Source organism: Microbacterium lacus (assembly GCF_044794305.1).
GTDB classification, from domain to species: domain Bacteria; phylum Actinomycetota; class Actinomycetes; order Actinomycetales; family Microbacteriaceae; genus Microbacterium; species Microbacterium lacus_B.
In genome coordinates this window covers 40,738-64,800 of record NZ_CP084996.1, presented here as the reverse complement: position 1 = coordinate 64,800, position 24,063 = coordinate 40,738, and the positions used below count along the sequence as shown (strand labels likewise).

Here is a 24,063-nt window from a genome sequence, read left to right as displayed (position 1 = left end):
CCTCGCTTCGAGACCTTCTACCCAGCAGCCGGCGCTGCGGGAAGTGCCGCGCCACCAACGCAAGATGTCGTTCCATTTTCCGCGGTCCTTGATCCGGGCCCAGCGTAGTGAACTACGTTGGTGAAGCCCCTAGCCCCAACGCAAAGAGCGGTCAGCGATGTCTCGCCCTCGACAACCGCGACCAACGTGATGTCGCCATTCTCCAGTGATGAGAAGTCCGCGCCAGCTGCGGTATCGTTCTGCGCGATTTCCGCAGCCGCAACGGTCGCACCGTTCGCTGCAGCCGTCTTCACCGCATTTTCGCGTGCCGAGTCCTGCACTCCAAGGAAGACGGGAATTGCGATAGCAATGAGGATGCCAAGAATGACGATGACCACAATGAGCTCGATGAGCGAGAAGCCAGCGTCGCGACCCTCTTCTTCGCGGCGAACCTTCCCGGCCGCAATGTAGTTCTTGATGAATGCACGCATGTGCGCTGTCTCCCTGAATTGAAGTGATGAAGTCGGCTTCGACCAATTGGTGCACGCCGCACCGGCTCATGTCTGCTCAGTAACGTATCTTCAGTTACGACCAAAGCCCGGTCGAGACGCACGCAAGGCGCGCGTATATCCCCTCCCACCTACAAGCGTGGTGGTACCGCTCCGTGGCGTCAATAACCCTGAGCGCAGGGTTTGTCAAGGAAAAGCTCAGCGCGAGTACGCGTTGCGGCTAGTCCGAGCCTCGATGCATCCCGACCCGAGCCCTACTGCGCCGCGGATGTGAGGTCTTCGACGATCTTCTGCAGCTCGGCGATGTGCTCGGGCAGGCGTGATGAGTCTTCCTGCAGGTCGGCGACAAGCTGCTCGATTCGAAGCTCGATCTCGGCCTTCGTCTCTTCAGAAATGTCGAGATCCGGCAGGCTTGACTTCAGCTCTTCGATTCGCTCCGTGACCTGGTCGACGGACGCGTTGTCGGCGATCTCTTGCGCCCAGGGCACCAGGTCAACGATGTCGGAGAGTGGATTGTCGGCGGTGTCGGATGCTGCGCACCCGGTGAGCGCGAGGGCTGCGGCGAGCGTGAGCGCGGTGAAGGGCTTTGGGTAGCGCATAGTTCAAGCGTACGTGCCGGGTCTTGGGGTCAACCGTCGAGAACCTCGAGCCGCACGTGCACGGGGTTGCCGTCGGCGAGGGACTCGGCATCCCGCACCGCTTTCTTAAGCGGCAGCACGTAGGAACCCGATTTCGAATCAGGAAAGACCGACGTCTGAAACGTCGAGCCGCCGATCGTCGCACGCACACGCACGGAGCCGAACCCCCGCGGCATACGCGGAATCTCGCGGATCTCTTCGCTCAGCTCGGGCGGCACGGCCGTGAGATAGAAGGTCGCCTTCTCGGGGGCATCCCAGATGAAGACCTCGGCGTCGAACTCGATGATCACGCGAACACCGTAGCGCAGGCGTCCGATATGAACATTCGGCAACCAGTACAGGCCTTTGCCAGTCTCATGTCGGCGTTTAGGGCTATGGTTGAAGAAGCGACAGCGTTCTGCTACTCGCTTCATCGGCACTCTGCCGGCGGTAAGTCCGAGATTCGTCTCCCCTATTTCTTCCGCAGATCATCCGATCATCGCGGAAAACCTCGTCCGTGCGAGTTGCGCGGCATTGCCGGGGTCGCAATATGGCCCCAAAGAAAGTAAGGAAACACCATGACCACCGGAACAGTTAAGTGGTTCAACGCTGACAAGGGCTTCGGCTTCATTGCGCCGGACGACGGCTCGGCCGACGTCTTCGCCCACTACAGCGCGATCACCACGGGTGGCTACCGCACACTTGAAGAGAACCAGAAGGTCGAATTCGACCTCGCCAAGGGCCCCAAGGGCATGCAGGCCGAGAACATCCGTCTCGTCTGATCTTCCTTAGACCCGAGAGGGAGAGCCGCCGTTCATTCGGCGCCTCTCCCTTTCGGCGTTAACGGGGGCGTTCCTACCGCCGCCCGTGTCGGCGGCGTGAGTAGGTTGGTCGTATGTCGACGCCCGACCTGAGTGGACTGCGCATCATCCCGGCCAACGAAGCCTCGTGGGATGACCTCCAGGCGATCCTCACCGGCTCAGCTGGCCGCTGCCAATGCCAGCGGCAACGTCTCGGAGACCACGATTGGTTCCGGCTGCCTCAGCAAGAGCGCTCTGCGATTCTCTTGGCCGAGACACATTGTGATGACCCGCGCGCGACCGAGACGATCGGCATCGTCGCGTACCTCGATGACGAGCCCGCCGGCTGGTGCGCCGTCGACCGACGCGGAGTCTACGGACGCCTGCGCGGCTCCCCCGTTCCCTGGACAGACCGCAACGAAGACATGGACGACCCGACGGTCTGGGCGATCGCATGCCTGGTCGTCCGGCGAGGGTTTCGCGGTCGCGGGTTGACCTACCCGCTCGTTGCGGCGGCCGTCGAGCACGCGCGTGCGCGGGGGGCATCGGCGATCGAGGGGTATCCCCTGCTGACGGCCGGGAGCAAGGTCACCTGGGACGAACTCAGCATCGGCCCGCTTGGACCCTTCGTCGCGGCCGGGTTCACCGAGGTCTCACACCCCACCAAGCGGCGCGTGGTGATGCGGCTCGCTCTGTAGGCCGTGGCAGGCGCTCCTCACCACTGGGGGTGGATGGAGTCCTTCAACAGCCGGTCGTAGACCTCGCGCACCACGACACCGAATGCGGCGACATCGAACCCTGCTGCTGAAACTGCACCGTCGAGCAAGGCTCCAGCATCCGCATTCGACTCCGCCTGCGCGACCGAACGCGCGCCCGGAATCACCGTGGTGACACCCGGCTGCGAGGCAATCCACGCCAACGTCGCTGCTGGCAACGACACACCCTCGGGCAGAGCGCCCGACAGCGCAGCGACCGCGTCGAGACCGGTCGCGAAGTCGACTCCCGAGAACGTCTCGCCCTTGTCGAATGCCTCGCCCTCGCGGTTGTAGGTGCGGTGGTCGTTGTCGGCGAACGTCGTAGATGCCGAGTACTTGCCCGACAGCAGTCCCGATGCGAGCGGCACACGCGCGAAGATCGCGACCTGCGCCGCCTCGGCGGCAGGCAGAACTTCGTCGAGCGGCTTCAGCCGGAACGGGTTGAAGATGATCTGAATGTTGTTCACGTTCGGACGCGCGATCGCGGCGAGCGCCTGCGCGCACGTCTCGACCGAGACTCCGTACGCGCCGATCGTGCCGTCAGCGACCAGCGCGTCGAGCGCGTCATACGTCGCATCGGCCTCGATCACAGCCGTCGGCGGACAGTGCAGCTGCAGGAGATCGAGCGTGTCGACGCCGAGGTTCGTGCGCGAACGATCAGTCCACACGCGGAAGTTCTCGGGCGTGTAGTTCTGAGGGTCCTGCTCCATGCGGCGGCCCATCTTGGTCGCGACGGTGACGCCGTGCCCGGGGCGCTCGCCAAGGAACCGGCCGATCAAACGCTCGCTCCGCCCGTCGCCATACACATCAGCGGTGTCGAACAGCGTCACGCCACGATCTGCGGATGCTGCGAGCACCGCGATCGCGTCATCCTCACTCACGTTGCCCCAGTCGGCTCCGAGCTGCCAGGTTCCGAGGCCGATGGCCGATACGTCACGGCCGGTGCGGCCCAACGGACGCTGCTGCATGATGTTCCCTTCGCGCTCGCCCGCCGATGGGCGACCGTTTCCCAGCATGCCATCCGGGGCGAGCTCGAGGGCCGAGCAGGCGCAATCGCCTGGGCTTAGGGCCGGACGATAACGGGCGTGCCCATTGGAAGCGCGGCGAGCGCTTCGATCGCGGACTCGTCGAGGCGGAGGCATCCGTTCGAAACCGCCCCCGAACGGGCATCGTGATAGTGGAACGCCGTCACCGCGACGCTCGCTCCCCCGAAGCCGTCGAGGGTCGGGGACTGCACGCCGAGGTACACGATCGGGTAGCCGCGGGTGTAGCCGTACTCGGGCACGACGGCGGTGGTCATGATGAAGGTGCGCCCGACGGGTGTCGGAGTCTGCTCGGTTCCCCAGGCGAAGTCTGTCGCGATCCGGTTCGACACTCCGGACTCGACGATGTCGACGGTGCGGCCTGAAATGCTGACCTCGACTACGGTCGGCGTGCCGGTGAGGGCGACGTCGGCCACGCGCATCCACCCCGTCACCTGGGCCGGATTGCCCTGCGAGGGCACAGCCTGGCGTCCGGGCAGCAGGACGTGCACCCAGTGCTCTTGCCGCTCGATGACCGGAACCGTCGTGCCTCCGTGCTGATACTGGCTCGGCAAGTAGGCGACGGGCTCGCCCGTGGGGTCGGCCCACACAGGCGCAGCAGCACCGATCGGCGACGCGAGCTCGCCGGTGAAGGGCTCGGCGGTGGCGGCATCCACCGGCAGCGGCGCCACAACCGCGAACACGTTCACCTCGGGCATGCCGCCGGTGTCGTACGACGCCGTGTTGACCGGAAAGCCGGTCTCGGTCGGTGTGGGCGCGGGTGTCGAGGTCTGCGTCACCGTCGGGGTGGCCGTCTGAGTCGAAGAGGGGGCGGATGCTGGAGTGTCGCTGGATTGCAGCATCCACGCGATCACCAACCCCGCGACAGCGCCTGCGGCGAGCGCGCCTCCGATCCACCACAAACGCGCGCGCCAGACCGACGGCGCAGGCTGTGGCTCGATACTCATGAGTCCATGGTCATCCGCTCCGCGTCGACGTGCAAATCCGCCAGGTCACCATCGCGTGAATATCGCGCATCCGGGCACACGGCCCCGCGAACACAGGGGCCGACCGAACGGCCGACCCCCTGCTGCGCGCTGGGGACACGCGTCTCACTTCGACTATCGCCCTGCGACGTGCTCGGCCGAGGTGTGCGCCTGATCTTTCACTTCATCGACGGCATCCTCGCTGCGAGCTTTCACCGTCTCGACCGAATCCGCCGCAGCATCCTTGACGGCTGTCGCGGCCTGCTGTGCGGGGTCCTTCAAGTGTGTGCCGACGTCCTTGGCGACCTCGGTGACTTCGTCAAGGAGAGGCTGCGCCTTGTCTTTCACGTCGGCGGCGATGTCTTTCTCGCGCGATGACGCCGGGAACATAGAGGAGATGAGCAGACCTGCTCCGAACGCGATCAGGCCCACGGCGATGGGATTACCCTGGGCCTTGGCGACGACGCGGTCTTTCGCATCGCCGATGCCGTCGGCCGCCGAAGAGCCCGCGCCTGACACCGCGGAGCCCGCATCATCGGCTGCCCCCATGACGCGATCGCGTACCGATCCGAGCGCGTCCTTGACCTTATCGGTCTGGCGCTCCACCATCTTGCTCGGCGACACTTTGTCAGCGAGTGCGTCGACGTCGCCGCCCAGCTCTCGTCTGGTCTCTTCGATTCGTGCGCGGATCACGTCCGTTGATTCAGTCATCGGTTCTCCTCATTCCTTTTCAGCGTTTCGGGGATTTCTTTGAGCGTCGCCACGGTTTGCGGAGCGCCCTGTACTTCTTTCATCTGGGCTCGTCCCATGCGATACAGCACCAGTCCGATGACGGCCCAGATCACGGCGACGATGACGCCCGCCCACCCGCCGCCGATCTGTGTGGACAATGCCCACCACAGCGCGAGCGAGAGGAAGAAGATCGCCATCATGCCGCTGTATGCAGCACCGCCGAGACTGCCCAGGCCCTTTGCCGACTTGCTCGCGGACTGCTTCAACTCAGCCTTGGCCAGTTCGACCTCCTGTTGCATCAGCGTCGAGATGTCACGCGTGACCTCGCTGAGCAGATCTCCGAGCGACGTCGTGGCGGCCTTCTCTTCAGACGGAGTCGCGTCGGACATCGCCGTCCTCCGTGCTGAGCGCGTCGGCCCACTCGGACGACGACTGCGCGTAGATGGGTGTATCCACTGCGGTATCGACGTCCGGGTCTGCCACAGGGACTCCCGCGTTCGAGGAGGGCGACCACATTTCGGGCTGAGAAGCGCGCGGTGCGTCACCAGTCTGGGCGGCAGCATCCGCCACATTGTCGTCGGATGCATTCTGTGCCAGCGCGCGGGTGAGACGTCCGGCCGCGACACCGATCGCCACCGCGGCGAAGATGAAGACGGCGGGCTGGCGGCGCGCGAAGCCCTTGACCTCTTGCAGCACCGATCCGGGGTCGCGGTCTCCGAGCCACGTCGACGCAGCTGACAGGCGATCCGAGACCTGCTGTACGACATCGGACGCCAACCCCGACGACGAGGAGTTCGAGGCCATCGCGTCCAGTTCGCCGCTGACTGCGCGCAAGCCAAGAGCGACCCGCTGCTGCTGAGTCTGCGCCTGATCCTTCAACTCGCGCTGAGTCTGGGCGTAAAGGTCCTTGGCCTGCACCTTCGCCTCGCCGAGAACTGAGGATGCTTCGGTCTTGGCGGTGGAGCCGACCGACATTGCTTGAGCGGCGGCAGTGGCGGTGAGTTCGGTCGCTTCTTCTTTGGCTGTCTCCAGCGTGCCCGGCGAGTCCACCTGCGCGGATCCGGGTTCGCTCGACACGTGAGTGTCATAGCTGTTCGACATGGTTCTCCCTTTCGAGTGCCGGCCGAGGGGACCGGGTGAGTGGCCATGTCTACGCCCGACCGGCCCACCCCACTGACCCCCTTGCAAACCGCGTGGCCGTGAGTTATGCAGTCCGCAGCCGAGCACCACCGCTCGCCGAGCCAGCTGTTTCGGGCGAAGGAGGGTACGCCACCGCAGCCGCGGGCGCGACCCCCTCGGCGCATATGCGTCCACGTGACGAAGATCATTCATGGTCACATTGCAAAGTCGGCTCAGGGTGAGTGTGGTCATACCCGCGAAGAACGATGCCGAGATGCTACGGCGATGCCTGGCGGCATTGAGTCACCAAACTTTGCCCGCCCACGAGATCATCGTGGTCGACAATGGATCACGCGACCACACAGTCGCGGTGGCATGCGACGCCGGTGCATGGGTCCTTGTGCAACCCGAACCCGGCATTCTGGCGGCGAGCGCAAGGGGCTATGACGCTGCGGAAGGCGACATCATCGCCCGCATCGACGCCGATTGCGTTCCCGCTGCGGAATGGCTGTCGCGCGTCGTCGCCGCGTTCGAGAAAGACGCTGCTCTGGCGGCGGTGACCGGCCCCGCGCGCTTCGTGGACGGGCCGCTGCGATCGCGAACGATGCTTGCCCGCGCGTACCTTGCGGCCTACTACGCAAGCCTCTTTCCGGCGCTCGGCCACGTGCCGCTGTTCGGGTCGAACATGGCAATGCGGCGGGATGCCTGGACCGCCGTCAGCGCGGATGTACACAGGCACGACCCTTTCGTGCATGACGATCTAGAGGTGGCGTTTCACCTTGGCGAACGCCACCGGATCCGGTACGTGCGGTCGCTGTCAATGGGCATTTCGGGCCGCCCGTTCGACAGCCTGTCGGCGTTCGGTCTGCGGTTGCAGCGCGGTTTTCACACCGTCACGACGCACTGGCCCGGGCAGTTCCCTCCGCTTCGCTGGACTCGCCGGGCATTCCGGAGGCGGGGGCCGGTGTCGCTGCAAGCGCGCAGGATCACCGAGCGCGGATAGTAGCGAGAATCAGCGACGCTGTCGATGGTGTCTGTCGTGTGGCCCTCTCACACGAGACTGGCTGCCCCACGACGACACAGGAGGCAGAGATGTACTTTCACGTGCAACGACTGATCAACGACATCGAGCAGGATGAGCCGGACCCCGCGGCGGCCAACGCCTTGCAGGAGGGTCTCGGCGGTCAGTTCGGCGAGATGCGCACGATGATGCAATACCTCTTCCAGAGCATCAACTTCCGTGGTCCGACAGCCAAGCCCTATCGCGATCTGATCCAGGGCATCGGAACGGAAGAGATCAGCCACGTCGAACTCATCGGCACCACCATCTCCCGACTGCTCGATGGTTCACCGCGCTATCAAGGCAAAAAGACCGACCCGGTGGATGCTCCCGGTGCGGGAGGAGCGACTCCCTTGAGCATCGCCCTCGACACCGGCAATATCCACCACTACCTGGTGGGCGCCCAAGGTGCTCTGCCGGTCGACGCGGTCGGCAATCCGTGGAGCGGTGCGTATGTCTACAACTCGGGCAACCTGGTGCTCGACCTGCTCTACAATCTGATGCTTGAATCCACCGGACGCCTACAGAAGTGCCGCATGTACGAGATGACGCAGAACAAGACCGCGCGGTCCACGATCGCGTATCTGATCGTGCGCGACCAGGCTCACGAAAACGCTTACGCGAAGGCTCTCGAAACCCTCGGTGTCAACTGGTCGGCAACGCTCCCGATTCCGAAGACAAACGCCGAGAGCTTTCCTGAAGTGGCGCGCCTTCTCGATCTCGGCCTACAGAGCAAGCAGTACTCCTTCGATCTGACAGCGGAGTCTGAGGCCGGCAGAATCTTCCAAGGGCTCTCACCGTCACAGGACGGCACCGACCTGGACGCTAGCGAGCAGGCCCCCGAAGGCGCACCCGCGCCGATCTCGCGCGAGCGTTACGAAGAGTTCGCCCCCGGCGCAGACAAAGAGCTGATCGCCCTGATCGCGGCGACGGCCGCGATGGAGATGGCCGACATCGACGCCACATTCGGCCGGCTCCCCTGACGCGGTGAACGTCGTCCGGCGCCGCAGAGTACGCTCAGATTCCGCCGATGGCAATGCCCAGACGAAATCGGCGCCGGGATGGCTTACTGGGGGGCATGAGCACCCCGACAACTGACCCAGAGTACGACAACTCTCGCCGCGAGCCCGTCGTTGCCGAACACGACGACACCCGTCGAGATTCAGATGTATCGCACGAGGGGAACACCCTCCACCACGACGTGCTCGAGCGCGAGAAGCGAGAATTCGGTGGCGTCAAGGTCGGAGCCGCTTTCTTCGGTTGGCTCACTGCCACCGGCACCGCCGTGCTCTTGACCGCTCTGGTTGCCGCAATCGGCGCGGGAATCGGGTTGGGATCCGGGTCAGAGGTCACGGCCGAGAGTGCCACCGAAGCCGTCACCGAGAACTCCACGATGGTCGGCATCGTGAGTGCCATCGTCATCGGCCTGGTGTTGCTCATCTCGTACTTCGCCGGCGGATATGTCGCCGGTCGGATGGCTCGGTTCAGCGGAATCGCACAGGGTGTGGCGGTCTGGCTGTGGGCGATCGTCATCGCCATCGTCATCGCCATCGTGACAGCACTCGCAGGCAGCCAGTGGGACATCCTCGCGAACGTCGATGGTCTGCCGCGCATTCCGGTCACCCCCGAAACAGCGACGGCAACCGGCATCCTGACCGCCATCGGCGCAGCCGTCGTCGCACTGGTCGGTGCCGTACTCGGCGGCATGACCGGCATGCGCTACCACCGTCGCATCGACCGAGTCGGGCTCGGCCGCTGAATCGGCAGTCAGGCGTCTGAATCGGCAGTCAGGCGTCCATGAGCTCGCGGATCTCACCGTCGCCGACCGCGTCGGGCGCGGGTTCCGGCACCGCGTACAGACCCCGTTGCGAGTTCGCCGTCGTCGCGAGCGCCTCGATCCATGCCCTGCTCATCTGGGTGGTGCGGGATTCGCCAAAAGTGAAGGTGAGCGCCGCGTAGGGGTGAATCCACACTGAACGGCGCCCGTGCCCAAGGCTGGGGTCCAGCCGCCACGAGAAGTAGAAGCTCTCACCGCGGCGGAGTTTGTTGCCGATGACAATCTGCAGATGCAACAACAATCGATCATCGATGTCGACCCGAACCTCTTGGTCGTAGGTGAACTTGCCCATCAGATACCCCTGCCGCTCGACGAATGTGGCTGGCACCGGTGTTCTGGGGTGTTCCTTCATGATAGCCCGTTGCGAACCCGACCAGTAGTCTCGGGCTGGCCTCGGCTAGAGGACGAGCCTGCCGGCGGTGATGTCGGATGCGATATCGCTGAGCCGCGTCTGGGTGGATCGCGCATGGTTTCGGATGAGCTGGAACGCGGCATCCATATCGAGCTCATGACGCTGCGCGACGTAGCCCTTTGCCTGCTCGATGACGACCCGACTGTCGAGCGCCCGTTGCAGTTGACCCTGCGTCAGCAGCGATTCTTCGACAAGGCGCTGTTGCAGGATGCTGATCGTCGCGATGTCTGCGAGGGTTTTCGCGGCCATCGCATCGGGTTCATTGAGCTTGCCGATGCGGTCACGAAAGAGGTTGAGCGACCCGATGATCGAGTCGCGGAGCCGCATCGGGATCGCGTGCAAGGACGCGAACCCTGACTCACGAGCATCGGCTGCGAACTTCGGCCAACGATCGGCGACATCGCTGAGGTCTTCGACCGAAACCACCCGACCCGTTTCTACAGCCTCGACGCACGGCCCCTGGCCGGCACGCAACTGCATCAGTTCGACGAACTCGCTGCGATCGCTGGTGGATGCGATCACCTCGAGGTGGCCCGACGGGCTGAGGAGCAGAATACCGGCGGCAACGGCGTCGAAAAGGTGAGCGGAATCTTCGACCAGGAGCTGTAGCAGATCGACCACGTCGAAGTCATCCACCAGCGAGTCCGCCAGCGTCGCCATTGTCTGCAACAACTGATCTTCCCGGGTACGCATAGCGCGAGTCTACGGCGGTATCGCGCAGAGATCAGCTACTCCTCAGAAGTCAAGGGGGTGTCCCGCGCGCGGATCCCGGCATAAAATTCACAGAGTTGCCCCAGACCTCGTCGACGCCCCCGTTACGGATGCGTGCACAGCGCGGGACTGGAGCAATCTGATGTCGACCACCACCCGAGTGCGGACAACGACGCCGAGTGACTTCACAGCACTCTCGGCGATGGTGCAGGACGCTGGCCTGTTGCGCCGTCGGTACGGGTACTACTGGGCAAAACTCATCCTGCTGCCCCTGACCCTCGTCGTCGCGATCCTCGCATTCATCTGGATCGGCGAGAGCTGGTGGCAGCTGGTCACCGCCGCAGTGTTCGCCGTCATCCTCACACAGATCGCGTTTCTCGGGCACGACGCTGCGCACCGGCAGATCTTCTCGTCGGGGCGTTGGAACGACTGGATGAGCCTGATCATCGCCGACCTCTTCGTGGGGCTCAGCTACGGATGGTGGCGACACAAGCACACCCGCCACCACGCCAACCCCAACAAGGTCGGCTCCGACCCCGACATCGACATGCCTGTACTCTCGCTGACTCCGGCGCAAGTGAGTCGGCGCCGCAACACCGTGACGTCGTGGCTCATCAGCCACCAAGGAGCGTTCTTCTTTCCTGTTCTTCTGCTTGAGGGCATTTCGCTGCATGCCTCGGGAATCGCCCGAGTGCTCAAGCGCGAACACGTCGACCGGCGCTGGGTCGAGATCACGTTCCTCACTGTGCGTATCGGGGGGTTCCTCGCCCTCGTCTTCATCGTTCTCTCTCCCGGGCTCGCGGCCGCTTTCCTCGCCGTGCAACTCGGGCTCTTCGGTCTCTACATGGGTGCGTCCTTTGCGCCCAACCACAAAGGGATGCCGCTGGTCGCCGCCACGCTGAAGCTCGACTTTCTGCGCCGCCAGGTATTGATGAGTCGCAACATTCGCGGAGGTCGCTTCATCGACACCGCGATGGGTGGCCTCAACTATCAGGTCGAGCACCACTTGTTTCCCTCGATGCCCCGGCCGCACCTTCGCCGAGCGGCACCCATCGTCCGCGCCTACTGCGAGCGGATGGGCATCCCCTACACCGAGACGAGTCTGCTCGCCTCGTACGGCATCGTCCTGAGGTACATCAACCGCGTGGGTCTCGGCGAGCGCGACCCCTTCGACTGCCCCCTCGTAGCTCAGCGACAAGCGTTCTGAGTGCGCGGCAGAGACTGACATCGGTGCTCAGCGGTGTGAGCGAAGGACCGGGTGATAGCGTGGGAGTGACGGCCTCGCGACCACGCGCCTCGTCATCTGACGAGCAGGGCGGAACCGATGAATGCAACGTTGCCCGGCGATGATCGTGGCGATTTCGCCCGAGCGCTCGCCCGCCTGACCACGGCACATCGTGGCGATGACCTGTGCGGGCCCTTCGTCGGCGCGGCAGCTGTTTCGGGTGCGGCCATCTCCACACTCGGCGAGCCCCTCGGCAGCCAGACAGTCTGTGCCTCGAGTCCGGTGGCCGCTCGGATCGATGAGATACAGATCGATCTCGGTGAGGGCCCCTGCTGGCAAGCACTGCGCACCCGGCTTCCGGTACTCGAACCGGACCTTCAGCGGGGCGGTACGGGATGGCCGGGCGCCCGAGAGGCGCTGCGCGCGCTCGATATCGGATCGCTCTATGCCTTCCCGCTGTTCGTCGGCGACCTCAACGTCGGTTCTGTCGACCTCTACTCGGACGAATCGCGCCCCCTGTCACAGCGGGCAATCGACGACGTCACCGTACTGGCGGCGGTCGCCTCCCGACACCTGCTTCGCCATGCTCTCGACGATCTGGACAACGACGAGCACGGCATCGCCGAAGGCCCCTACTCTCGGCGTGAAATGCATCAGGCTTCGGGGATGATCGCCGCTCAACTCTCGATCGGTGTCGACGACGCGTTGCTCGTCTTGCGCGGGCGTGCCTTTTCGTCTGGTCTCAGCGTGGGAGAGGTCGCCCGCGAGGTCGTTGCACGCCGACTGGACTTCTCCTTGTGAGAACGATCGCGTGCTCTGGCGAAAAGTCAATGGCCTGAGTCGTCGTTCATCGCCGACCTATCGTGGCGGCATGAAGCACGTTACCTTTTCAGACAGGTCCCTCCTGATGGGCGATCAGGCGGCGGACACTCTTCTTGAGTACGCGAGACTGATCGCCGACGCCCGACACGCTGACTCGGTGACGCTGAACGCCATCAGTCCGGATGGCAACACGGTCGAGGCGTCCTTTCTTCTGAACTCCAACACGGTTCTTGTCATCGAATCCACCAACTCCGCCACCGTGGCGCCCAACAATGATGAAGCGGTGAAGGCGATGCAAGCTCAGATCGATTCGCTCAGCCAGCCGATCAGCTCTCAGGGCGAGCCGCCCTGGGCTGCCTCCATCGACGAGTTCTCTGCCGGAGACGGATTGCCTTGGCGATAGCGATCACATCCGAGCGAGTTCGCGCGGTGTCGGATGCTGCACGGCCGGGGCAGCGACCGCCGGTTCGGGCATGATCCACAGCCCGGCGTTGCTCGACGCGGCATCGGCAAGAAGTCGTAACCACGCCCCGTTGATCTCGTGATGGGTCGGGAGCGAGTACTGAAAACAGAGAGGAAGCGACGAAGAAAGCCACAGAACGGTCACGGGACCGCTAAACCCGTCTGCGGGCGCGAGCCTCAGCGTGAACTTCTCATCGCGGCGGAGCTTGCTGCAGATCACAATCTGCAGATGCGCGAGGGTGCGATCGTCTATCTCGGCGATGTGGTGCGCGGTGACGTACTCCAGAGTGCCCATGGTGATCTCCCGGTCCGTGTCGTGCGTGAGACATGACAGTGAACCTGGGTCTAGGGCCTAGGGCTCATCGTACGCTCCTGCGCGCGGCCGCACAATCGACGGAGATGCACCGGAGAGTTCGCTGTACACTCCTGCGTCACTCTTCGCAGAGAGCCAGGTCGGTCTCAGCCAGCGGTTTCCCGTCGGGAATGACGTAGGTAACCCAAAGCACGACGTCGGTGTCTCCCTCGTTCCGGCCCTCGTGGGGGTATCCCGCACCCTCGATGATCGACTCACCGGCCGAATAGACCCGCACTCCGCCGGGGTGAGTCGCTGAATAGTGGGTCAACGCGCCCTCTTGGACGACAGCGATCAACTGGCCGTAGTGACAATGCTCTCCGGTGCCCGCGCCGGGTTCAATCGTGATCTCACGGAACGTGACCCCGACGCCGTCCGCACCGCCGTCGACGAAGACTTCGACAGCGTCATCCTGTTCGCCGGCGGCCACGTCGACAGCGCGCACGGGTGGTTCGTCAGATGCCGTGGGCGAAGGGGTAGAGGTCGCCGAAGTCTGTGCAGCGAGTGGCTGCGTCCCGCTGCAGGAGGAGAGGGTCAGCATCGTGAGTGCGACAAGCGCTGCCAGGGACATCCGCCGCCCGGGCCGATCGAGTGTAATCACTTCGTCCTTTCTGTGCGATTTCGCCGAGTGCGCGCAATGTCACCTGTCTGGACGATACCGTCAGCCGACGGGACAATGTGTGACGGGTGTGGTGCCGCTACCGCGAGGGGAACGTGGACATGAACGGAATCATCAAGCCAGAGCCGCCAGGCGGGCAGGAGATCCGCCGGCTCTTGATCACCTCGGTCGACGCGGCCGGGCGGGAGCGTTCCCGAGTTGTTCCCCGTGACAATGTCGCCTCGGCGCTCCAGCACGGCCTCCACGCGTCGCTCAGCAGCGTCGCGATGTTCACACCGGCAGACGAGCCCATCGATGCGTCTGGGTTGGACGCGGTCATCGGAGACCTGCTCGTTCGCCCAGACGCCGCACGACTAGCGAACCTTGACAGGGAGGGTCTCGTCTGGGCTCCGGCCGATCTGCGGCAGCCGGACGACACGGACCCGTTCTTCGCCTGCGGTCGGGATGCCGTGCGACGTACGAGCACCACGCTCGCCGACCGTGGCTTGCAGTTTCGCGTGGGGTTCGAAGTCGAGTTCAGCCTGATCCATGCGAGCGACGGAGGTGAGCTCAGAGCGGCGCACGAGGGGCCTGCGTACGGCCAGCGGCCGCTCCTGCAAAACGAGGACTTCATCTCGGCACTCTTCGACGACCTGGAGCTCGCCGGTGTGCCCGTCCTCCAGTTGCACGCCGAGCACGGTCACGGCCAGTTTGAAATCGCCCTCGCGGCACGCGACCCGATCGATGCGTGCGACGACTACCTGCTCGCGCGTCTGGTGATCGAACGCACGAGCATCCGTCAGGGCCTGACCGCCCAGTTCGCGCCCGTTCCCACCGTCGGTGCCGCCTCGAACGGCATGCACATCCACCTGTCCGTCTGGAAAGGAGAGCTCAACCTGCTCGCCCCCGCGGTTTCCGGCGGGCTCACGCGGCAAGGCGCCTCGGTCATTGCAGGCATTATCGACGCCCTGCCTGCCGCAACGGCGCTGCTCGCGGGCAGCGAGGCGAGCTACCAGCGGCTTAGACCCGGCAGATGGGCGGGCGCGTCGCTGTGCTGGGGCGCCGGCAATCGGGAAGCGGCCGTGCGCTATGTGCCCGCAACGGCGGCCGCCGGACACCACGGCGCGAACATCGAGGTCAAGCCGGGCGACGCGACCGCCAACCCTTACCTCGCGGTCGCCGCGCTGCTAGCGGCCGTGTCGGACGGCCTCGCGCGCGACGCGACTCCCACTGCTCCGATCGAGGTGAGCCCGATGCGACTGAGCGCCGAGGAACGCGAAGCGCGAGGCATCCGGTCTCTGCCTGCGACGCTCGAGGACGCGCTCGATGAACTCTCGTCATCGCGGATGCTGCGCACGGCCCTCGGCGATCGACTGGTCGATCTGTACATCGCTGTTCGCACACCGCGACCCTGAGCGAGAAAGTGGCTTCATCTTGCGTAGGCGCTCCGCACTCTGCGCGGTGTCGTCGGCCGGTTGCGCCATCGACGACCTCACATCCCATCCCGGAAAACCGCGCGGGAGTAGTGTCGACACTGAAAAAGCACCCGAGGTGACGGCGCGATCAGCGCTGTGCCCCTCCCCATCCTTGGAGGCCCGCTCATGAAACGCGGCCACGCACCCCTGTCGGTCATCGTCGGTGGCATCACCATCCTCGCGCTTGCCGGTTGCACGGCGGCCTCTGAGTACGCGCCGCGCGCCGTGAACTTCCCGATCCCGAGTCAAGACGTGGTGGAGTTACCCGAGGGAAGCGTCGACGTCGCTGTCGAGGAACTGCCGAACATCGTCGCCCGGATTCTCGACGAATCAGGCATTCCGGGCGCCGCCGTTACGGTCGTCCGCGATGAGGAAGTGCTGCTTGCCGAAGGCTTCGGCGTACGAAGGAGCGGGGAGGATGCCGAGATCGATGCTGAGACGGTATTCCAGATCGCCTCGATGTCGAAGCCCATTGGAGCCACGGTCGTCGCCAGCCAGGTCACCGAGGGGGTCGTCTCCTGGGAGACTCCGGTCGTGGAGCACCTCGAGGGCTTCGCGCTCGCCGATCCGTGGGTCACCGAACACCTCACCATCGGCGACCTCTATGCGCACCGATCAGGGCTACCGCTGGCCGCCGGCGATGATCTCGAAGACATCGGCTACGACCGCGAATACATCATCGACCACCTGCGGATGCAGCCGCTCGACCCGTTCCGCATCACGTACAACTATGCGAACTTCGGCATGACGACCGGCGCCGAAGCCGTTTCCGTGGCAGCCGGTGTCGACTGGGCCACACTCTCGGAGCAGGCACTATACGAACCGCTCGGCATGGCCTCGACGAGTTCGCGGTACGCCGACTTCCTCGAGCACGAGAACCGGGCCGCGCTGCACACGCGAGTGGGCGACGGGTTCGAACCGTTGTATGAGCGGATGCCGGATGCGCAGTCCCCTGCGGGCGGTGTGACCACGAATGCCGTGGACCTGGCGAAGTGGATGTCGATGGTGATCGGCCAAGGCACCTTCTCCGGCGATGAGATCGCCACTCCGGAGGCATTGCTACCGGCCATCTCGCCGCAGATCGTCTCGGGCCACCCGGCCTTTGCCGATATGCGTGCCGGGAATTACGGGTATGGCTTCAACGTCGGTGTGCAACCCAGCGGCCGGGTGACCATAAGCCACTCGGGCGCGTTCGTGCTTGGCGCGGCGACGAACTTCGTGATCGTGCCCGAACTCGGGCTCGGTATCGCCGCCATCACGAATGGCGGACCGGTTGGCGCGGCCGAGGCGATTGTTGCCGAGTTCCTCGATCGGGTGCAGTTCGGTGACGCAACGCGCGACTGGCTTGCCGACTATGGTCTCGCCCTCGGTCACTACCACGCTCCGGCAGGCGACCTTGTCGATGAGGAGGCCCCCGCCTCGCCCGCGCCGCCACGCCCACTCGAGGAGTACGCCGGCAGTTGGTCGAACGCGTACTTCGGCGCCGCCGTAGTCGAGGTGGCCGGCGACGGGCTTCTCGCTCGACTCGGACCGGACGGCAGCTACGAACTCGACCTCACACACTGGGACGGCGATGTCTTCAGTTTCGTCCCTTCCGGCGAGAACGCACCCGAAGGCTCGATCTCCTCGGCGACGTTCGCGATTGGAGCGGGGGGCGAAACGATGACACTCGACTTCTTCGACACCAACGGACTCGGAACGTGGACCCGCTCGTCGCCGGGGTGATTCCGCGCATGAGCCGGACCGAAAAAGGTCCCGGAAACCCTTGAGTTCCCGGGACCTTCTGGTCGGGATGACAGGATTTGAACCTGCGACCCCTTGACCCCCAGTCAAGTGCGCTACCAAGCTGCGCCACATCCCGTTGACCCCGCCGGAGCGCGGACAACTCCACTATCCTACCCGCTCGATGGAGTGCCTGTGAACGAGCGGAGACTCACGTCTTGCCAGTGTCGGAGACCGTCGGTAGCGTGCGGGAATGACCGAGATCGTCATCCGCCCCGCCACAGCCGACCGCTTCGACGACGCTCAGCACGCTCTGACGGGTGGGGGCGACGGCGCAGGGTGTCAGTGTGCGTGGTGGACGCTCACCAACGCGCAGTTCCAGAGCACGACCAAAGAAGAGCGGCGCGACTTGCTTCGGGATGAGACGCGCAGAGAGGTCCCCCCGGCTCTCATCGCCTACGTCGACGGCGAAGCCGCGGGGTGGGTGCGCGTGGGTCCCCGGGTGGCACAGCCACGCCTTGCTCGGACGCGCGCGATCGCAAGCGGAATGCAGGGTCCGCTCGACGATGAAGAGATCTGGGCGATCAGTTGCTTCGTCGTGCGTCGAGAGTTCCGAAGCCAGGGTCTAAACACTCAGCTTCTAGATGCGGCGGTCGACTTCGCCCGCGATCGCGGGGCGCGCGTTGTCGAGGGTTACCCGATCGACACGTCCGCTAAGAAGCACTCATCCAACGAGCTGTTTCACGGAACGCTCTCGGTGTTCGAGCGGCAGGGATTCACAGAGATCGCGCGCCCCAAACCAGACCGGGTCGTGGTCTCGCTCGCACTCACTGAATGACCCGCGCCATACGATAGACCGGTCCCCCACGAAGGAGTGCTGTGTCGTACGTCGCCCCACGCTCGACCGATCGCACGGTCGCCACCTCATTGCCCCCGAACTGGTGGTGGGGGTTCGCGCTCTATACAGCGATCTCAGTGGTCCACATCGGCGCGCTCTTCATCGGGTCCGAAGTCATCTCGGGCCCGACCAAGCTGGCGCTCATGCCCGCACTGACAGTCGCCGTGCTGTGGGCGGGGCGCGGGTCGACGTGGAGCACGACCTACACACTCCTGTTCCTCGCGATCGCCCTCTCGTGGATTGGCGACGGTGCTGGCGCGTTCTTCCCGGGCGCGCCCACTCTGCCGATCATGCTGGTCTTCTTCGGACTCGCACACCTCTGCTATATCTGGCTGTTCACAAAGCGCCTGCCCATCCGCACCGTCCCGCGGTGGTCGCTGGTCTACGTCGTCTGGTGGATCGCCCTCGTTGCCGTCTTGGTGCCGGTCATCCTCAGCCAGATCGGCGGAGGCCCGATGGCCATCGCCGTATCGCTGTACGGCATCGTGCTCGGCGCCACTGCCGCCACCGCTGCTCGCTGTCACCCAGTCATCGCCTGGGGTGGAGCCTTCTTCCTCGCCTCCGACACGATCCTCGCGTTCCGTCTTTTCACCCCCGAGGCCATGCCCGACTGGACCAGCGGCATGGTCATGCTCACGTACTGCCTCGGTCAGGGTCTCATCGCCGCGGGCGTCGTCATTTCGGACCGTGATCGCACCATCGCGCAGGACGAAACATGATGACGGATGCCTCAGCCCGCGTCGACGCGTGGCTTTGGGCGGTCCGCATCTACAAGACGCGCTCCGCCGCCACGACCGCATGCCGTGCCGGGCATGTACGTGTCAACGGCGAGCGAGCCAAGGCCGCGCAACCCGTGCGACCGGGCGATGAGGTGCGCGTGCGCATCGGCGGGTTCGACCGGATGCTGGTCGTCCGCAAGACCATCACAAAGCGCGTGGGCGCAGCACTCGTGGCCGAGTCGGTCGACGACCAGACTCCCCCGCCACCCCCGCGCGAGCTGACCGCGTTCCTCCCGCGCCGCGACCGGGGTGCCGGGCGTCCGACCAAGCGCGAGCGGCGCGACATCGACAAGCTTCGCGGCCGAGAAGAGGAGTAGCGCGCTTCACCACACCTGTTCGAGCAGCCAGCGCGCACCCAGCACGGCGGCTCCAGCATCCGTCACCCGCGCGGCCAGCCCGCGATCGCTTGTGACGACCGTCACCGTCCGGCCCTCACCGACGAACCGCGAAGCCGCCCCAACAATCGCGTCATCACCGGACGCCTCGGCCCGAACGACCGCGACACCCGCCGTGCCATCGGACGCACCACGCGCCTGACCTTCGACCACCACGACCCACTCGGCGAACCACTGATCCGTACCGAGCCCGAGCACTGACCCCGGCACCCCGGAAGCCGCGAGCGCGCTCACCTTCCGGATCAGGCGTGACGCCGCTCCCGCGCGGTCTTTCCACCACCCGTCGGGCACCGAGCCCACAACGTTCGCCCCATCGACCACTATTGCCGGCCGCACGCACAGGAGCGGACGCAACTGTTTCCACGAATCTGCAAATCCCGGATGCAGGGGCTTGCTGTCGACCTCGTCCACCGCGACCCACTCGAGCGCTCGGCTTTCGGGGTCGGCGATCACCGGCTCGAAGGGCCGCACGACGTCCGCGACCACCGTGGTGTAGCTCCAATAGCCGAGATCGAGCGTGCTGAGGAACCGTGTGCGGGTCGCTGCATCCGGAACCCCCGCCTCTTCCTGCGCTTCGCGCACCGCGCCGTCGACCGCCGACTCGCCCTCGTGGCGTGCGCCCCCGGGCAGTGCCCAGGTGTCACCGAAGTGACTCCACGACACGCGGTGTTGCAGCAGCACTCCGCGGTGGGGGTCCAGGGCGAGCAACCCAGCGGCGCCAAACACTCCCCAGTACCGCTCCCCCGTCGGCGCGACGACCCAGGCGTCACCGGGGTCACGCGGCCCATGCGGGCGGCGCGGCTCCTCGGATGCGGGGGGCTCGATCGTCACCGTGCCAGCCTGTCACACGCACATGCCAGGAGATCACGATCAGCCCGCCTTCGGCGCCAGCCGAAGTCACCGATGCGCACAAGAATGAGTGGATGACTACCGACGCTTACGACATCGACGACGACCCCACGCGCATCTCGCGCGATGCCGTCTGGGCGAGGCTCGACGCCGAGGCGTACTGGGGCCGATGGCGCACCCGAGCAGATGTCGATGCTCAGATCGACAGCTCATGGCGAGTCGTCGGTGTCTATCGCGCCGGAACGAACGATCTTGTGGGCTTTGCCCGCGCGACATCGGACGGCGTGGGGTTCGCGTACCTCGCCGACGTCTTCATCCACCCCGATCACCAGGGTCGTGGGCTCGGCAAGCGCCTGATGCAGGCGATGATCGAGGACGGACCGGGGCGGGAGTTTCGCTGGGTACTCTTCACCGCCGACGCGCACGGACTCTATGAGCAGTTCGGCTTCGCCGCCCCCGACACGACCGCGATGGTGCGCCCGGCGGCGAAGCCGTCTATCGGCTGACCGCCGCGGAGTCTCGGCACACACCGCACACCGCTCCGCTGTCGCAGAGCGCAGATCGAACGCGCACTTGTGACAGCGGAGCGACCGACTCAGCGCTGGCGCTTCTCGCGCACGCGCATGTTGACGACGATCGGCGTGCCCTCGAAGCCCCAGATCTCGCGCAGGCGACGCTGGATGAAGCGGCGGTAGCCCGGGTCGAGGAATCCGGTCGTGAACAGCACGAACGTCGGCGGGCGCGTCGACGCCTGAGTGCCGAACAGGATTCGCGGCTGCTTGCCACCGCGGAGCGGGTGCGGGTGCTCGGCGACGAGTTCGGACAGGAACGCATTGAACTTTCCGGTCGGGATGCGGGTATCCCACGAGTCGAGTGATCTCTCGAGGGCCGGCACGAGCTTCTCGAGGTTTCGCCCGGTCTTCGCTGAGATGTTTACGCGCGGTGCCCACGCGACGTGCGCGAGGTCCTGCTCGATCTCACGCTCGAGGTACCGGCGACGGTCCGCGTTCTCCATGTCGTCGTCGTTCAGTCGATCCCACTTGTTGAACGCGAGCACGAGCGCACGGCCCGACTCGAGCACGAGGTCGATGATGCGTACGTCCTGTTCACTGAGCGGCTGGCTCACATCGAGCACGACGACGGCGACTTCGGCCTTCTCGAGGGCGGCGGAGGTGCGCAGCGATGCGTAGAAGTCGGCGCCCTGTTGCAGGTGCACGCGACGACGGATGCCGGCGGTGTCGACAAAGCGCCACAGCTTTCCCCCGAGGTCGACGATCTCATCGACCGGGTCACGCGTGGTGCCCGCGAGTTCGTTGACGACCACACGCTCCGAGCCCGCAGCGCGGTTGAGGAGTGAGGACTTGCCGACGTTGGGGCGACCGAGGATCGCGACGCGGCGCGGGCCGCCGATCTCGTAGCCTGCGACGGCGGAGACCTCGGGGAGCACCTTCATTACCTCGTCGAGCAGGTCGGCAACGCCGCGGCCGTGAATCGCCGAGACCGGGTACGGTTCGCCGAGTCCGAGGTTCCACAGCGCCGCGGCTTCGGGCTCGTGTCGCGCGTCGTCGATCTTGTTCGCGACGAGGAAGACCGGCTTGCCCGACTTGCGCAGCATGCGCACGACGCGCTCATCGGTCGAGGTGGCCCCGACCATCGCATCGACGACGAATAGCACGACATCGCAGAGGTCGATCGCGATCTCAGCCTGGGCTGCGACCGACGCGTCGATGCCCTTGGCGTCGGGCTCCCACCCGCCGGTGTCGACGACTGAGAAGCGGCGGTCCATCCACTCGGCTTTGTAGGTCACGCGGTCACGCGTGACGCCGGGGGTGTCTTCGACGACCGCCTCGCGGCGACCAAGGATGCGGTTGACGAGCGCCGATTTGCCGACGTTAGGTCGGCCGACGATCGCGACGACCGGCAGCGGCGGCAAGTACTGGATGCCATCTTCGCCAAGCTCGACGCCCGCCAGCAGCGCGGCGTCTTCGTCGTCGAGGTCGTAGTCGGTCAGGCTCGCCCGCAGCGCGGTGGCACGCGACTCGGCGAGTACGTCGTCGAGGTCCGCCAGGGTTTCGACGAGGTTGTCGTCGCCCGCTTCGTACTCGTCCTCGGGTGCGCGTTCGTTACTCATGTTCGGCTCCTGCCTCCAGCTGGGGCTCGTCGAGTCCTGCGCGCACGACGGCGAGCACGGCCTCCACGGTCTCCTCAAAATCCAGATCGGTCGAATCGACCACCGTGACGCCGGGCGCGGCGGTCAGAAAATCGACCACCTTCGCGTCCGAGGCGTCACGCTTGTGCAGCGCTGCCGCGACGGCCGCGGCATCCTGCGTCGCTACTTCTTTGCTGCGTCGCACAGCCCGCACTTCGGGCGCGGCGGTCAGCAGAATACGTACGGGGGCGTCGGGCGCGACGACGGTGGTGATGTCGCGTCCTTCGACGACGACGGCGGCGCGAGTGGATGCTGCCACCAGAGCCCGGAACAGCGCCGTGACCGAAGCCCGCACAGCGGGCACCCGAGCGACACCGCTGACGGCATCGGCCACGCGCGGCTCACGGATCGCCTCAGTCACATCCGTCGAACCCACACGCACCCAGTAGTCGTCAGGGTCGAGCGAAATCGCGTAGTCGAAGTCGCCGACGACGTCGAGCACCGCCGACGAATCGGACGTGTCGATACCGTGCTCAAGCGCGTGCCACGCGAGGCCGCGGTAGGCGGCACCGGTGTCGAGGTAGCCGTAGCCGAGTCGGCGGGCGACCTCTTTCGACACGCTCGACTTACCGCTCCCGGCGGGCCCGTCGATGGCGATCGTGCGTACGGAGTCAGTCATTGGTCATACTCGCAATCTTCCAGCCACGCGCCTCGAGGCCCTCGATCGCGCGGCGCACCGCGCTCGGGACCACACTGATCTCAGCGAGACCGAACTGCGCGCCGGGCGAGTGCTCGAGCCGCAGGTCTTCGACGTTCACCTCGAGCTCGCCGAGTTCACCGAAAAGCCGGCCCAACTGACCGGGTGTGTCATCAACCATCACGACGACCGATTCGAAGCGTCGATTCTGCCCGTGCTTTCCGGGCAGGCGCTCGACGCCGTCGTTACCGCGACGGATCGTGTCGGCCACGGCACGGCGCGCTCCCGGCGCTCCCGGTGCGCGCAAAGCATCAGCCACCGCGGTGAGGTCAGCGGTCAGCGCATCGAGCACATCCACCACGGGCGCCGAGTTCGCGCCGAGGATCTGCACCCATAATTCGGGGGCGGATGCTGCGATCCGCGTCGTATCGCGCACGCCCTGACCGGCGAGCCGCAGCGAACCGTCCGGCGCGTCGACGAAGCGCCCGGCGAGCAGGCTCGCGATCAACTGCGGAACGTGCGAGACGAGCGCGACCGACTGGTCGTGCTCTTCGGGGGTCATCTCCAGCGGCATCGCGCCGAGTTCGAGGGCGAGGCCCTCGACGAGGGCCAGGTCAGCTGACGTGGTCTCTTCGTCGCGGCACACCACCCACGGACGCCCGACGAAGATGTCGGCGCGCGCCGAGATTGCTCCCCCACGCTCTCTCCCGGCAAGCGGGTGCGAGCCGATGTAGTGGGTGAGGTCGACACCGCGCTCGCGCAGGGCGCGGAGGGGCTCGAGCTTGACGCTCGCGACATCGGTGACGACCGCACGCGGGTAGGCGGCGAGCTCACGCTCGATGACCTCAGCCGTGACATCCGGCGGAACCGCCACTACGACGATCGAGGGGTCATCCGTACCTTCAGAGGCACGCCCCGCGCCGTAGTCGATCGCAAGGCGCAACTGGGCAGGCGAGGCATCGGCGAGCGCAACATCCACGCCCTTGGCCGAGAGCGCATGGCCGATGCTCGAGCCGAGCAGACCGGCGCCGACGATGCGGACCGTGCCGTGAACGCGCGACGCCAGCGGCACTGTGCTTTTCAGGGGCGCGGCGGGTATCC

The 24,063-nt window shown here is 65.5% G+C and carries 30 protein-coding genes and 1 tRNA gene; 14 read left to right on the top strand and 17 right to left on the bottom strand.

Features of this window, described 5'->3' with window-relative positions; translation table 11 throughout:
- Positions 1-17 precede the first annotated feature (17 nt).
- From LG299_RS00350 to LG299_RS00340, 3 genes are all read right to left on the bottom strand, one after another.
- Positions 18-470 carry a type II secretion system protein gene (locus LG299_RS00350; RefSeq protein ID WP_404432413.1) on the bottom strand — a complete coding sequence of 151 codons (453 nt, stop codon included), beginning with the start codon at positions 468-470 and terminating at the stop codon, positions 18-20.
- Positions 471-742: 272 nt separating this feature from the next.
- Positions 743-1,087 carry a hypothetical protein gene (locus LG299_RS00345; protein ID WP_404432411.1) on the bottom strand — a complete coding sequence of 115 codons (345 nt, stop codon included), beginning with the start codon at positions 1,085-1,087 and terminating at the stop codon, positions 743-745.
- A gap of 29 nt (positions 1,088-1,116) precedes the next feature.
- Positions 1,117-1,416, bottom strand: a complete 300-nt coding sequence (locus LG299_RS00340; protein WP_404432409.1) for a DUF1905 domain-containing protein — start codon at positions 1,414-1,416, stop codon at positions 1,117-1,119.
- A gap of 267 nt (positions 1,417-1,683) precedes the next feature.
- Between LG299_RS00340 and LG299_RS00335 the strand changes: the two genes are divergently transcribed.
- On the top strand, positions 1,684-1,887 hold the full coding sequence (locus tag LG299_RS00335) for a cold-shock protein (RefSeq protein WP_404432407.1): 204 nt from the start codon (positions 1,684-1,686) through the stop codon (positions 1,885-1,887).
- A gap of 113 nt (positions 1,888-2,000) precedes the next feature.
- Positions 2,001-2,603, top strand: coding sequence for a GNAT family N-acetyltransferase (locus tag LG299_RS00330; RefSeq protein ID WP_404432405.1), 603 nt, complete (start codon positions 2,001-2,003; stop codon positions 2,601-2,603).
- 17 nt (positions 2,604-2,620) lie between these two features.
- Here LG299_RS00330 and LG299_RS00325 read toward each other — a convergent pair whose 3' ends face one another.
- The 5 genes from LG299_RS00325 to LG299_RS00305 form a co-directional block, all read right to left on the bottom strand.
- The gene (locus LG299_RS00325; protein ID WP_404432403.1) at positions 2,621-3,628 is read right to left on the bottom strand and encodes an aldo/keto reductase; all 1,008 of its coding nucleotides are present in this window, start codon (positions 3,626-3,628) and stop codon (positions 2,621-2,623) included.
- 95 nt (positions 3,629-3,723) lie between these two features.
- A complete protein-coding gene (locus tag LG299_RS00320; RefSeq protein WP_404432401.1) occupies positions 3,724-4,650 on the bottom strand; it encodes a L,D-transpeptidase in 927 nt (308 codons plus the stop codon).
- 153 nt (positions 4,651-4,803) lie between these two features.
- Positions 4,804-5,379 (bottom strand): DUF3618 domain-containing protein, encoded by a 576-nt coding sequence (locus tag LG299_RS00315; RefSeq protein WP_404432399.1) that lies wholly within the window; start codon positions 5,377-5,379, stop codon positions 4,804-4,806.
- Positions 5,376-5,789 carry a phage holin family protein gene (locus LG299_RS00310; RefSeq protein WP_404432397.1) on the bottom strand — a complete coding sequence of 138 codons (414 nt, stop codon included), beginning with the start codon at positions 5,787-5,789 and terminating at the stop codon, positions 5,376-5,378. The genes LG299_RS00315 and LG299_RS00310 overlap by 4 nt, the downstream gene beginning before the upstream one ends.
- Positions 5,767-6,501, bottom strand: coding sequence for a hypothetical protein (locus LG299_RS00305; protein ID WP_404432395.1), 735 nt, complete (start codon positions 6,499-6,501; stop codon positions 5,767-5,769). The genes LG299_RS00310 and LG299_RS00305 overlap by 23 nt, the downstream gene beginning before the upstream one ends.
- A gap of 229 nt (positions 6,502-6,730) precedes the next feature.
- Here LG299_RS00305 and LG299_RS00300 point away from each other — a divergent pair, with 229 nt between their 5' ends.
- From LG299_RS00300 to LG299_RS00290, 3 genes are all read left to right on the top strand, one after another.
- A complete protein-coding gene (locus tag LG299_RS00300; RefSeq protein ID WP_404432393.1) occupies positions 6,731-7,522 on the top strand; it encodes a glycosyltransferase family 2 protein in 792 nt (263 codons plus the stop codon).
- 89 nt (positions 7,523-7,611) lie between these two features.
- A complete protein-coding gene (locus LG299_RS00295; RefSeq protein WP_404432391.1) occupies positions 7,612-8,562 on the top strand; it encodes a manganese catalase family protein in 951 nt (316 codons plus the stop codon).
- Between the two features lie 95 nt (positions 8,563-8,657).
- A complete protein-coding gene (locus LG299_RS00290; RefSeq protein WP_404432389.1) occupies positions 8,658-9,338 on the top strand; it encodes a hypothetical protein in 681 nt (226 codons plus the stop codon).
- Between the two features lie 28 nt (positions 9,339-9,366).
- Here the strand turns inward: LG299_RS00290 and LG299_RS00285 are convergent, their stop codons facing one another.
- The gene (locus LG299_RS00285) at positions 9,367-9,768 is read right to left on the bottom strand and encodes an ATP-dependent DNA ligase (protein ID WP_404432387.1); all 402 of its coding nucleotides are present in this window, start codon (positions 9,766-9,768) and stop codon (positions 9,367-9,369) included.
- Between the two features lie 45 nt (positions 9,769-9,813).
- Complete coding sequence (locus tag LG299_RS00280) at positions 9,814-10,521, bottom strand: ANTAR domain-containing protein (protein WP_404432385.1); 708 nt, start codon at positions 10,519-10,521, stop codon at positions 9,814-9,816.
- 160 nt (positions 10,522-10,681) lie between these two features.
- Here LG299_RS00280 and LG299_RS00275 point away from each other — a divergent pair, with 160 nt between their 5' ends.
- The 3 genes from LG299_RS00275 to LG299_RS00265 all read left to right on the top strand — a co-directional run bounded on the left by LG299_RS00275 (position 10,682) and on the right by LG299_RS00265 (position 12,989).
- Positions 10,682-11,746, top strand: a complete 1,065-nt coding sequence (locus tag LG299_RS00275; protein WP_404432383.1) for a fatty acid desaturase family protein — start codon at positions 10,682-10,684, stop codon at positions 11,744-11,746.
- Between the two features lie 117 nt (positions 11,747-11,863).
- On the top strand, positions 11,864-12,565 hold the full coding sequence (locus tag LG299_RS00270; RefSeq protein WP_404432381.1) for a GAF and ANTAR domain-containing protein: 702 nt from the start codon (positions 11,864-11,866) through the stop codon (positions 12,563-12,565).
- Between the two features lie 70 nt (positions 12,566-12,635).
- Positions 12,636-12,989, top strand: a complete 354-nt coding sequence (locus tag LG299_RS00265) for a hypothetical protein (protein WP_404432379.1) — start codon at positions 12,636-12,638, stop codon at positions 12,987-12,989.
- A gap of 3 nt (positions 12,990-12,992) precedes the next feature.
- On the opposite strand, the gene LG299_RS00260 is transcribed toward LG299_RS00265, so the two are convergent.
- Positions 12,993-13,343, bottom strand: coding sequence for a hypothetical protein (locus tag LG299_RS00260; RefSeq protein WP_404432377.1), 351 nt, complete (start codon positions 13,341-13,343; stop codon positions 12,993-12,995).
- Between the two features lie 136 nt (positions 13,344-13,479).
- Positions 13,480-13,845: a cupin domain-containing protein gene (locus LG299_RS00255; protein WP_404432375.1), complete on the bottom strand. Its 366-nt coding sequence runs from the start codon at positions 13,843-13,845 to the stop codon at positions 13,480-13,482.
- A gap of 275 nt (positions 13,846-14,120) precedes the next feature.
- Between LG299_RS00255 and LG299_RS00250 the strand changes: the two genes are divergently transcribed.
- Both LG299_RS00250 and LG299_RS00245 read left to right on the top strand, forming a co-directional pair.
- Positions 14,121-15,413: a glutamine synthetase gene (locus tag LG299_RS00250; RefSeq protein ID WP_404432373.1), complete on the top strand. Its 1,293-nt coding sequence runs from the start codon at positions 14,121-14,123 to the stop codon at positions 15,411-15,413.
- Positions 15,414-15,599: 186 nt separating this feature from the next.
- Positions 15,600-17,198 (top strand): serine hydrolase, encoded by a 1,599-nt coding sequence (locus tag LG299_RS00245; protein ID WP_404432371.1) that lies wholly within the window; start codon positions 15,600-15,602, stop codon positions 17,196-17,198.
- A gap of 59 nt (positions 17,199-17,257) precedes the next feature.
- Here the strand turns inward: LG299_RS00245 and LG299_RS00240 are convergent.
- A tRNA-Pro gene (locus tag LG299_RS00240) sits at positions 17,258-17,334 on the bottom strand.
- Between the two features lie 114 nt (positions 17,335-17,448).
- Between LG299_RS00240 and LG299_RS00235 the strand changes: the two genes are divergently transcribed.
- The 3 genes from LG299_RS00235 to LG299_RS00225 are packed head-to-tail and all read left to right on the top strand — an operon-like array spanning position 17,449 to position 19,189.
- On the top strand, positions 17,449-18,033 hold the full coding sequence (locus LG299_RS00235) for a GNAT family N-acetyltransferase (RefSeq protein ID WP_404432369.1): 585 nt from the start codon (positions 17,449-17,451) through the stop codon (positions 18,031-18,033).
- A gap of 41 nt (positions 18,034-18,074) precedes the next feature.
- Positions 18,075-18,812, top strand: coding sequence for a lysoplasmalogenase family protein (locus LG299_RS00230; RefSeq protein ID WP_404432367.1), 738 nt, complete (start codon positions 18,075-18,077; stop codon positions 18,810-18,812).
- Positions 18,812-19,189, top strand: a complete 378-nt coding sequence (locus LG299_RS00225) for an RNA-binding S4 domain-containing protein (RefSeq protein WP_404432365.1) — start codon at positions 18,812-18,814, stop codon at positions 19,187-19,189. The genes LG299_RS00230 and LG299_RS00225 overlap by 1 nt, the downstream gene beginning before the upstream one ends.
- A 6-nt stretch (positions 19,190-19,195) precedes the next feature.
- Here LG299_RS00225 and LG299_RS00220 read toward each other — a convergent pair whose 3' ends face one another.
- Positions 19,196-20,098 carry an NUDIX domain-containing protein gene (locus tag LG299_RS00220; RefSeq protein ID WP_404432363.1) on the bottom strand — a complete coding sequence of 301 codons (903 nt, stop codon included), beginning with the start codon at positions 20,096-20,098 and terminating at the stop codon, positions 19,196-19,198.
- A 92-nt stretch (positions 20,099-20,190) separates the two neighbouring features.
- On the opposite strand from LG299_RS00220, the gene LG299_RS00215 reads away from it, so the two are divergent.
- Positions 20,191-20,622 (top strand): GNAT family N-acetyltransferase, encoded by a 432-nt coding sequence (locus LG299_RS00215; protein WP_404432361.1) that lies wholly within the window; start codon positions 20,191-20,193, stop codon positions 20,620-20,622.
- 89 nt (positions 20,623-20,711) lie between these two features.
- On the opposite strand, the gene der is transcribed toward LG299_RS00215, so the two are convergent.
- Genes der through LG299_RS00200 form a run of 3 tightly spaced genes read right to left on the bottom strand, consistent with a single transcriptional unit; the run spans position 20,712 to position 24,046 of the window.
- On the bottom strand, positions 20,712-22,247 hold the full coding sequence (gene der / locus LG299_RS00210; protein ID WP_404432359.1) for a ribosome biogenesis GTPase Der: 1,536 nt from the start codon (positions 22,245-22,247) through the stop codon (positions 20,712-20,714).
- Entirely contained in the window at positions 22,240-22,944 is a 705-nt protein-coding gene (gene cmk, locus LG299_RS00205) for a (d)CMP kinase (RefSeq protein ID WP_404432357.1), read from the bottom strand. The genes der and cmk overlap by 8 nt, the downstream gene beginning before the upstream one ends.
- Complete coding sequence (locus LG299_RS00200; RefSeq protein WP_404434749.1) at positions 22,937-24,046, bottom strand: prephenate dehydrogenase; 1,110 nt, start codon at positions 24,044-24,046, stop codon at positions 22,937-22,939. The genes cmk and LG299_RS00200 overlap by 8 nt, the downstream gene beginning before the upstream one ends.
- Positions 24,047-24,063 lie beyond the last annotated feature (17 nt).

Excerpts from the sequence above, each read along its gene's own strand:
- LG299_RS00350 (WP_404432413.1), bottom strand. The coding sequence starts at position 470 with ATGCGTGCATTCATCAAGAACTACATTGCGGCCGGGAAGGTTCGCCGC.
- LG299_RS00345 (WP_404432411.1), bottom strand. The coding sequence starts at position 1,087 with ATGCGCTACCCAAAGCCCTTCACCGCGCTCACGCTCGCCGCAGCCCTC.
- LG299_RS00335 (WP_404432407.1), top strand. The coding sequence starts at position 1,684 with ATGACCACCGGAACAGTTAAGTGGTTCAACGCTGACAAGGGCTTCGGC.
- LG299_RS00330 (WP_404432405.1), top strand. The coding sequence starts at position 2,001 with ATGTCGACGCCCGACCTGAGTGGACTGCGCATCATCCCGGCCAACGAA.
- LG299_RS00325 (WP_404432403.1), bottom strand. The coding sequence starts at position 3,628 with ATGCAGCAGCGTCCGTTGGGCCGCACCGGCCGTGACGTATCGGCCATC.
- LG299_RS00320 (WP_404432401.1), bottom strand. The coding sequence starts at position 4,650 with ATGAGTATCGAGCCACAGCCTGCGCCGTCGGTCTGGCGCGCGCGTTTG.
- LG299_RS00315 (WP_404432399.1), bottom strand. The coding sequence starts at position 5,379 with ATGACTGAATCAACGGACGTGATCCGCGCACGAATCGAAGAGACCAGA.
- LG299_RS00310 (WP_404432397.1), bottom strand. The coding sequence starts at position 5,789 with ATGTCCGACGCGACTCCGTCTGAAGAGAAGGCCGCCACGACGTCGCTC.
- LG299_RS00305 (WP_404432395.1), bottom strand. The coding sequence starts at position 6,501 with ATGTCGAACAGCTATGACACTCACGTGTCGAGCGAACCCGGATCCGCG.
- LG299_RS00300 (WP_404432393.1), top strand. The coding sequence starts at position 6,731 with ATGGTCACATTGCAAAGTCGGCTCAGGGTGAGTGTGGTCATACCCGCG.
- LG299_RS00295 (WP_404432391.1), top strand. The coding sequence starts at position 7,612 with ATGTACTTTCACGTGCAACGACTGATCAACGACATCGAGCAGGATGAG.
- LG299_RS00290 (WP_404432389.1), top strand. The coding sequence starts at position 8,658 with ATGAGCACCCCGACAACTGACCCAGAGTACGACAACTCTCGCCGCGAG.
- LG299_RS00285 (WP_404432387.1), bottom strand. The coding sequence starts at position 9,768 with ATGAAGGAACACCCCAGAACACCGGTGCCAGCCACATTCGTCGAGCGG.
- LG299_RS00280 (WP_404432385.1), bottom strand. The coding sequence starts at position 10,521 with ATGCGTACCCGGGAAGATCAGTTGTTGCAGACAATGGCGACGCTGGCG.
- LG299_RS00275 (WP_404432383.1), top strand. The coding sequence starts at position 10,682 with ATGTCGACCACCACCCGAGTGCGGACAACGACGCCGAGTGACTTCACA.
- LG299_RS00270 (WP_404432381.1), top strand. The coding sequence starts at position 11,864 with ATGAATGCAACGTTGCCCGGCGATGATCGTGGCGATTTCGCCCGAGCG.
- LG299_RS00265 (WP_404432379.1), top strand. The coding sequence starts at position 12,636 with ATGAAGCACGTTACCTTTTCAGACAGGTCCCTCCTGATGGGCGATCAG.
- LG299_RS00260 (WP_404432377.1), bottom strand. The coding sequence starts at position 13,343 with ATGGGCACTCTGGAGTACGTCACCGCGCACCACATCGCCGAGATAGAC.
- LG299_RS00250 (WP_404432373.1), top strand. The coding sequence starts at position 14,121 with ATGAACGGAATCATCAAGCCAGAGCCGCCAGGCGGGCAGGAGATCCGC.
- LG299_RS00245 (WP_404432371.1), top strand. The coding sequence starts at position 15,600 with ATGAAACGCGGCCACGCACCCCTGTCGGTCATCGTCGGTGGCATCACC.
- LG299_RS00235 (WP_404432369.1), top strand. The coding sequence starts at position 17,449 with ATGACCGAGATCGTCATCCGCCCCGCCACAGCCGACCGCTTCGACGAC.
- LG299_RS00225 (WP_404432365.1), top strand. The coding sequence starts at position 18,812 with ATGACGGATGCCTCAGCCCGCGTCGACGCGTGGCTTTGGGCGGTCCGC.
- LG299_RS00215 (WP_404432361.1), top strand. The coding sequence starts at position 20,191 with ATGACTACCGACGCTTACGACATCGACGACGACCCCACGCGCATCTCG.
- der (WP_404432359.1), bottom strand. The coding sequence starts at position 22,247 with ATGAGTAACGAACGCGCACCCGAGGACGAGTACGAAGCGGGCGACGAC.
- cmk (WP_404432357.1), bottom strand. The coding sequence starts at position 22,944 with ATGACTGACTCCGTACGCACGATCGCCATCGACGGGCCCGCCGGGAGC.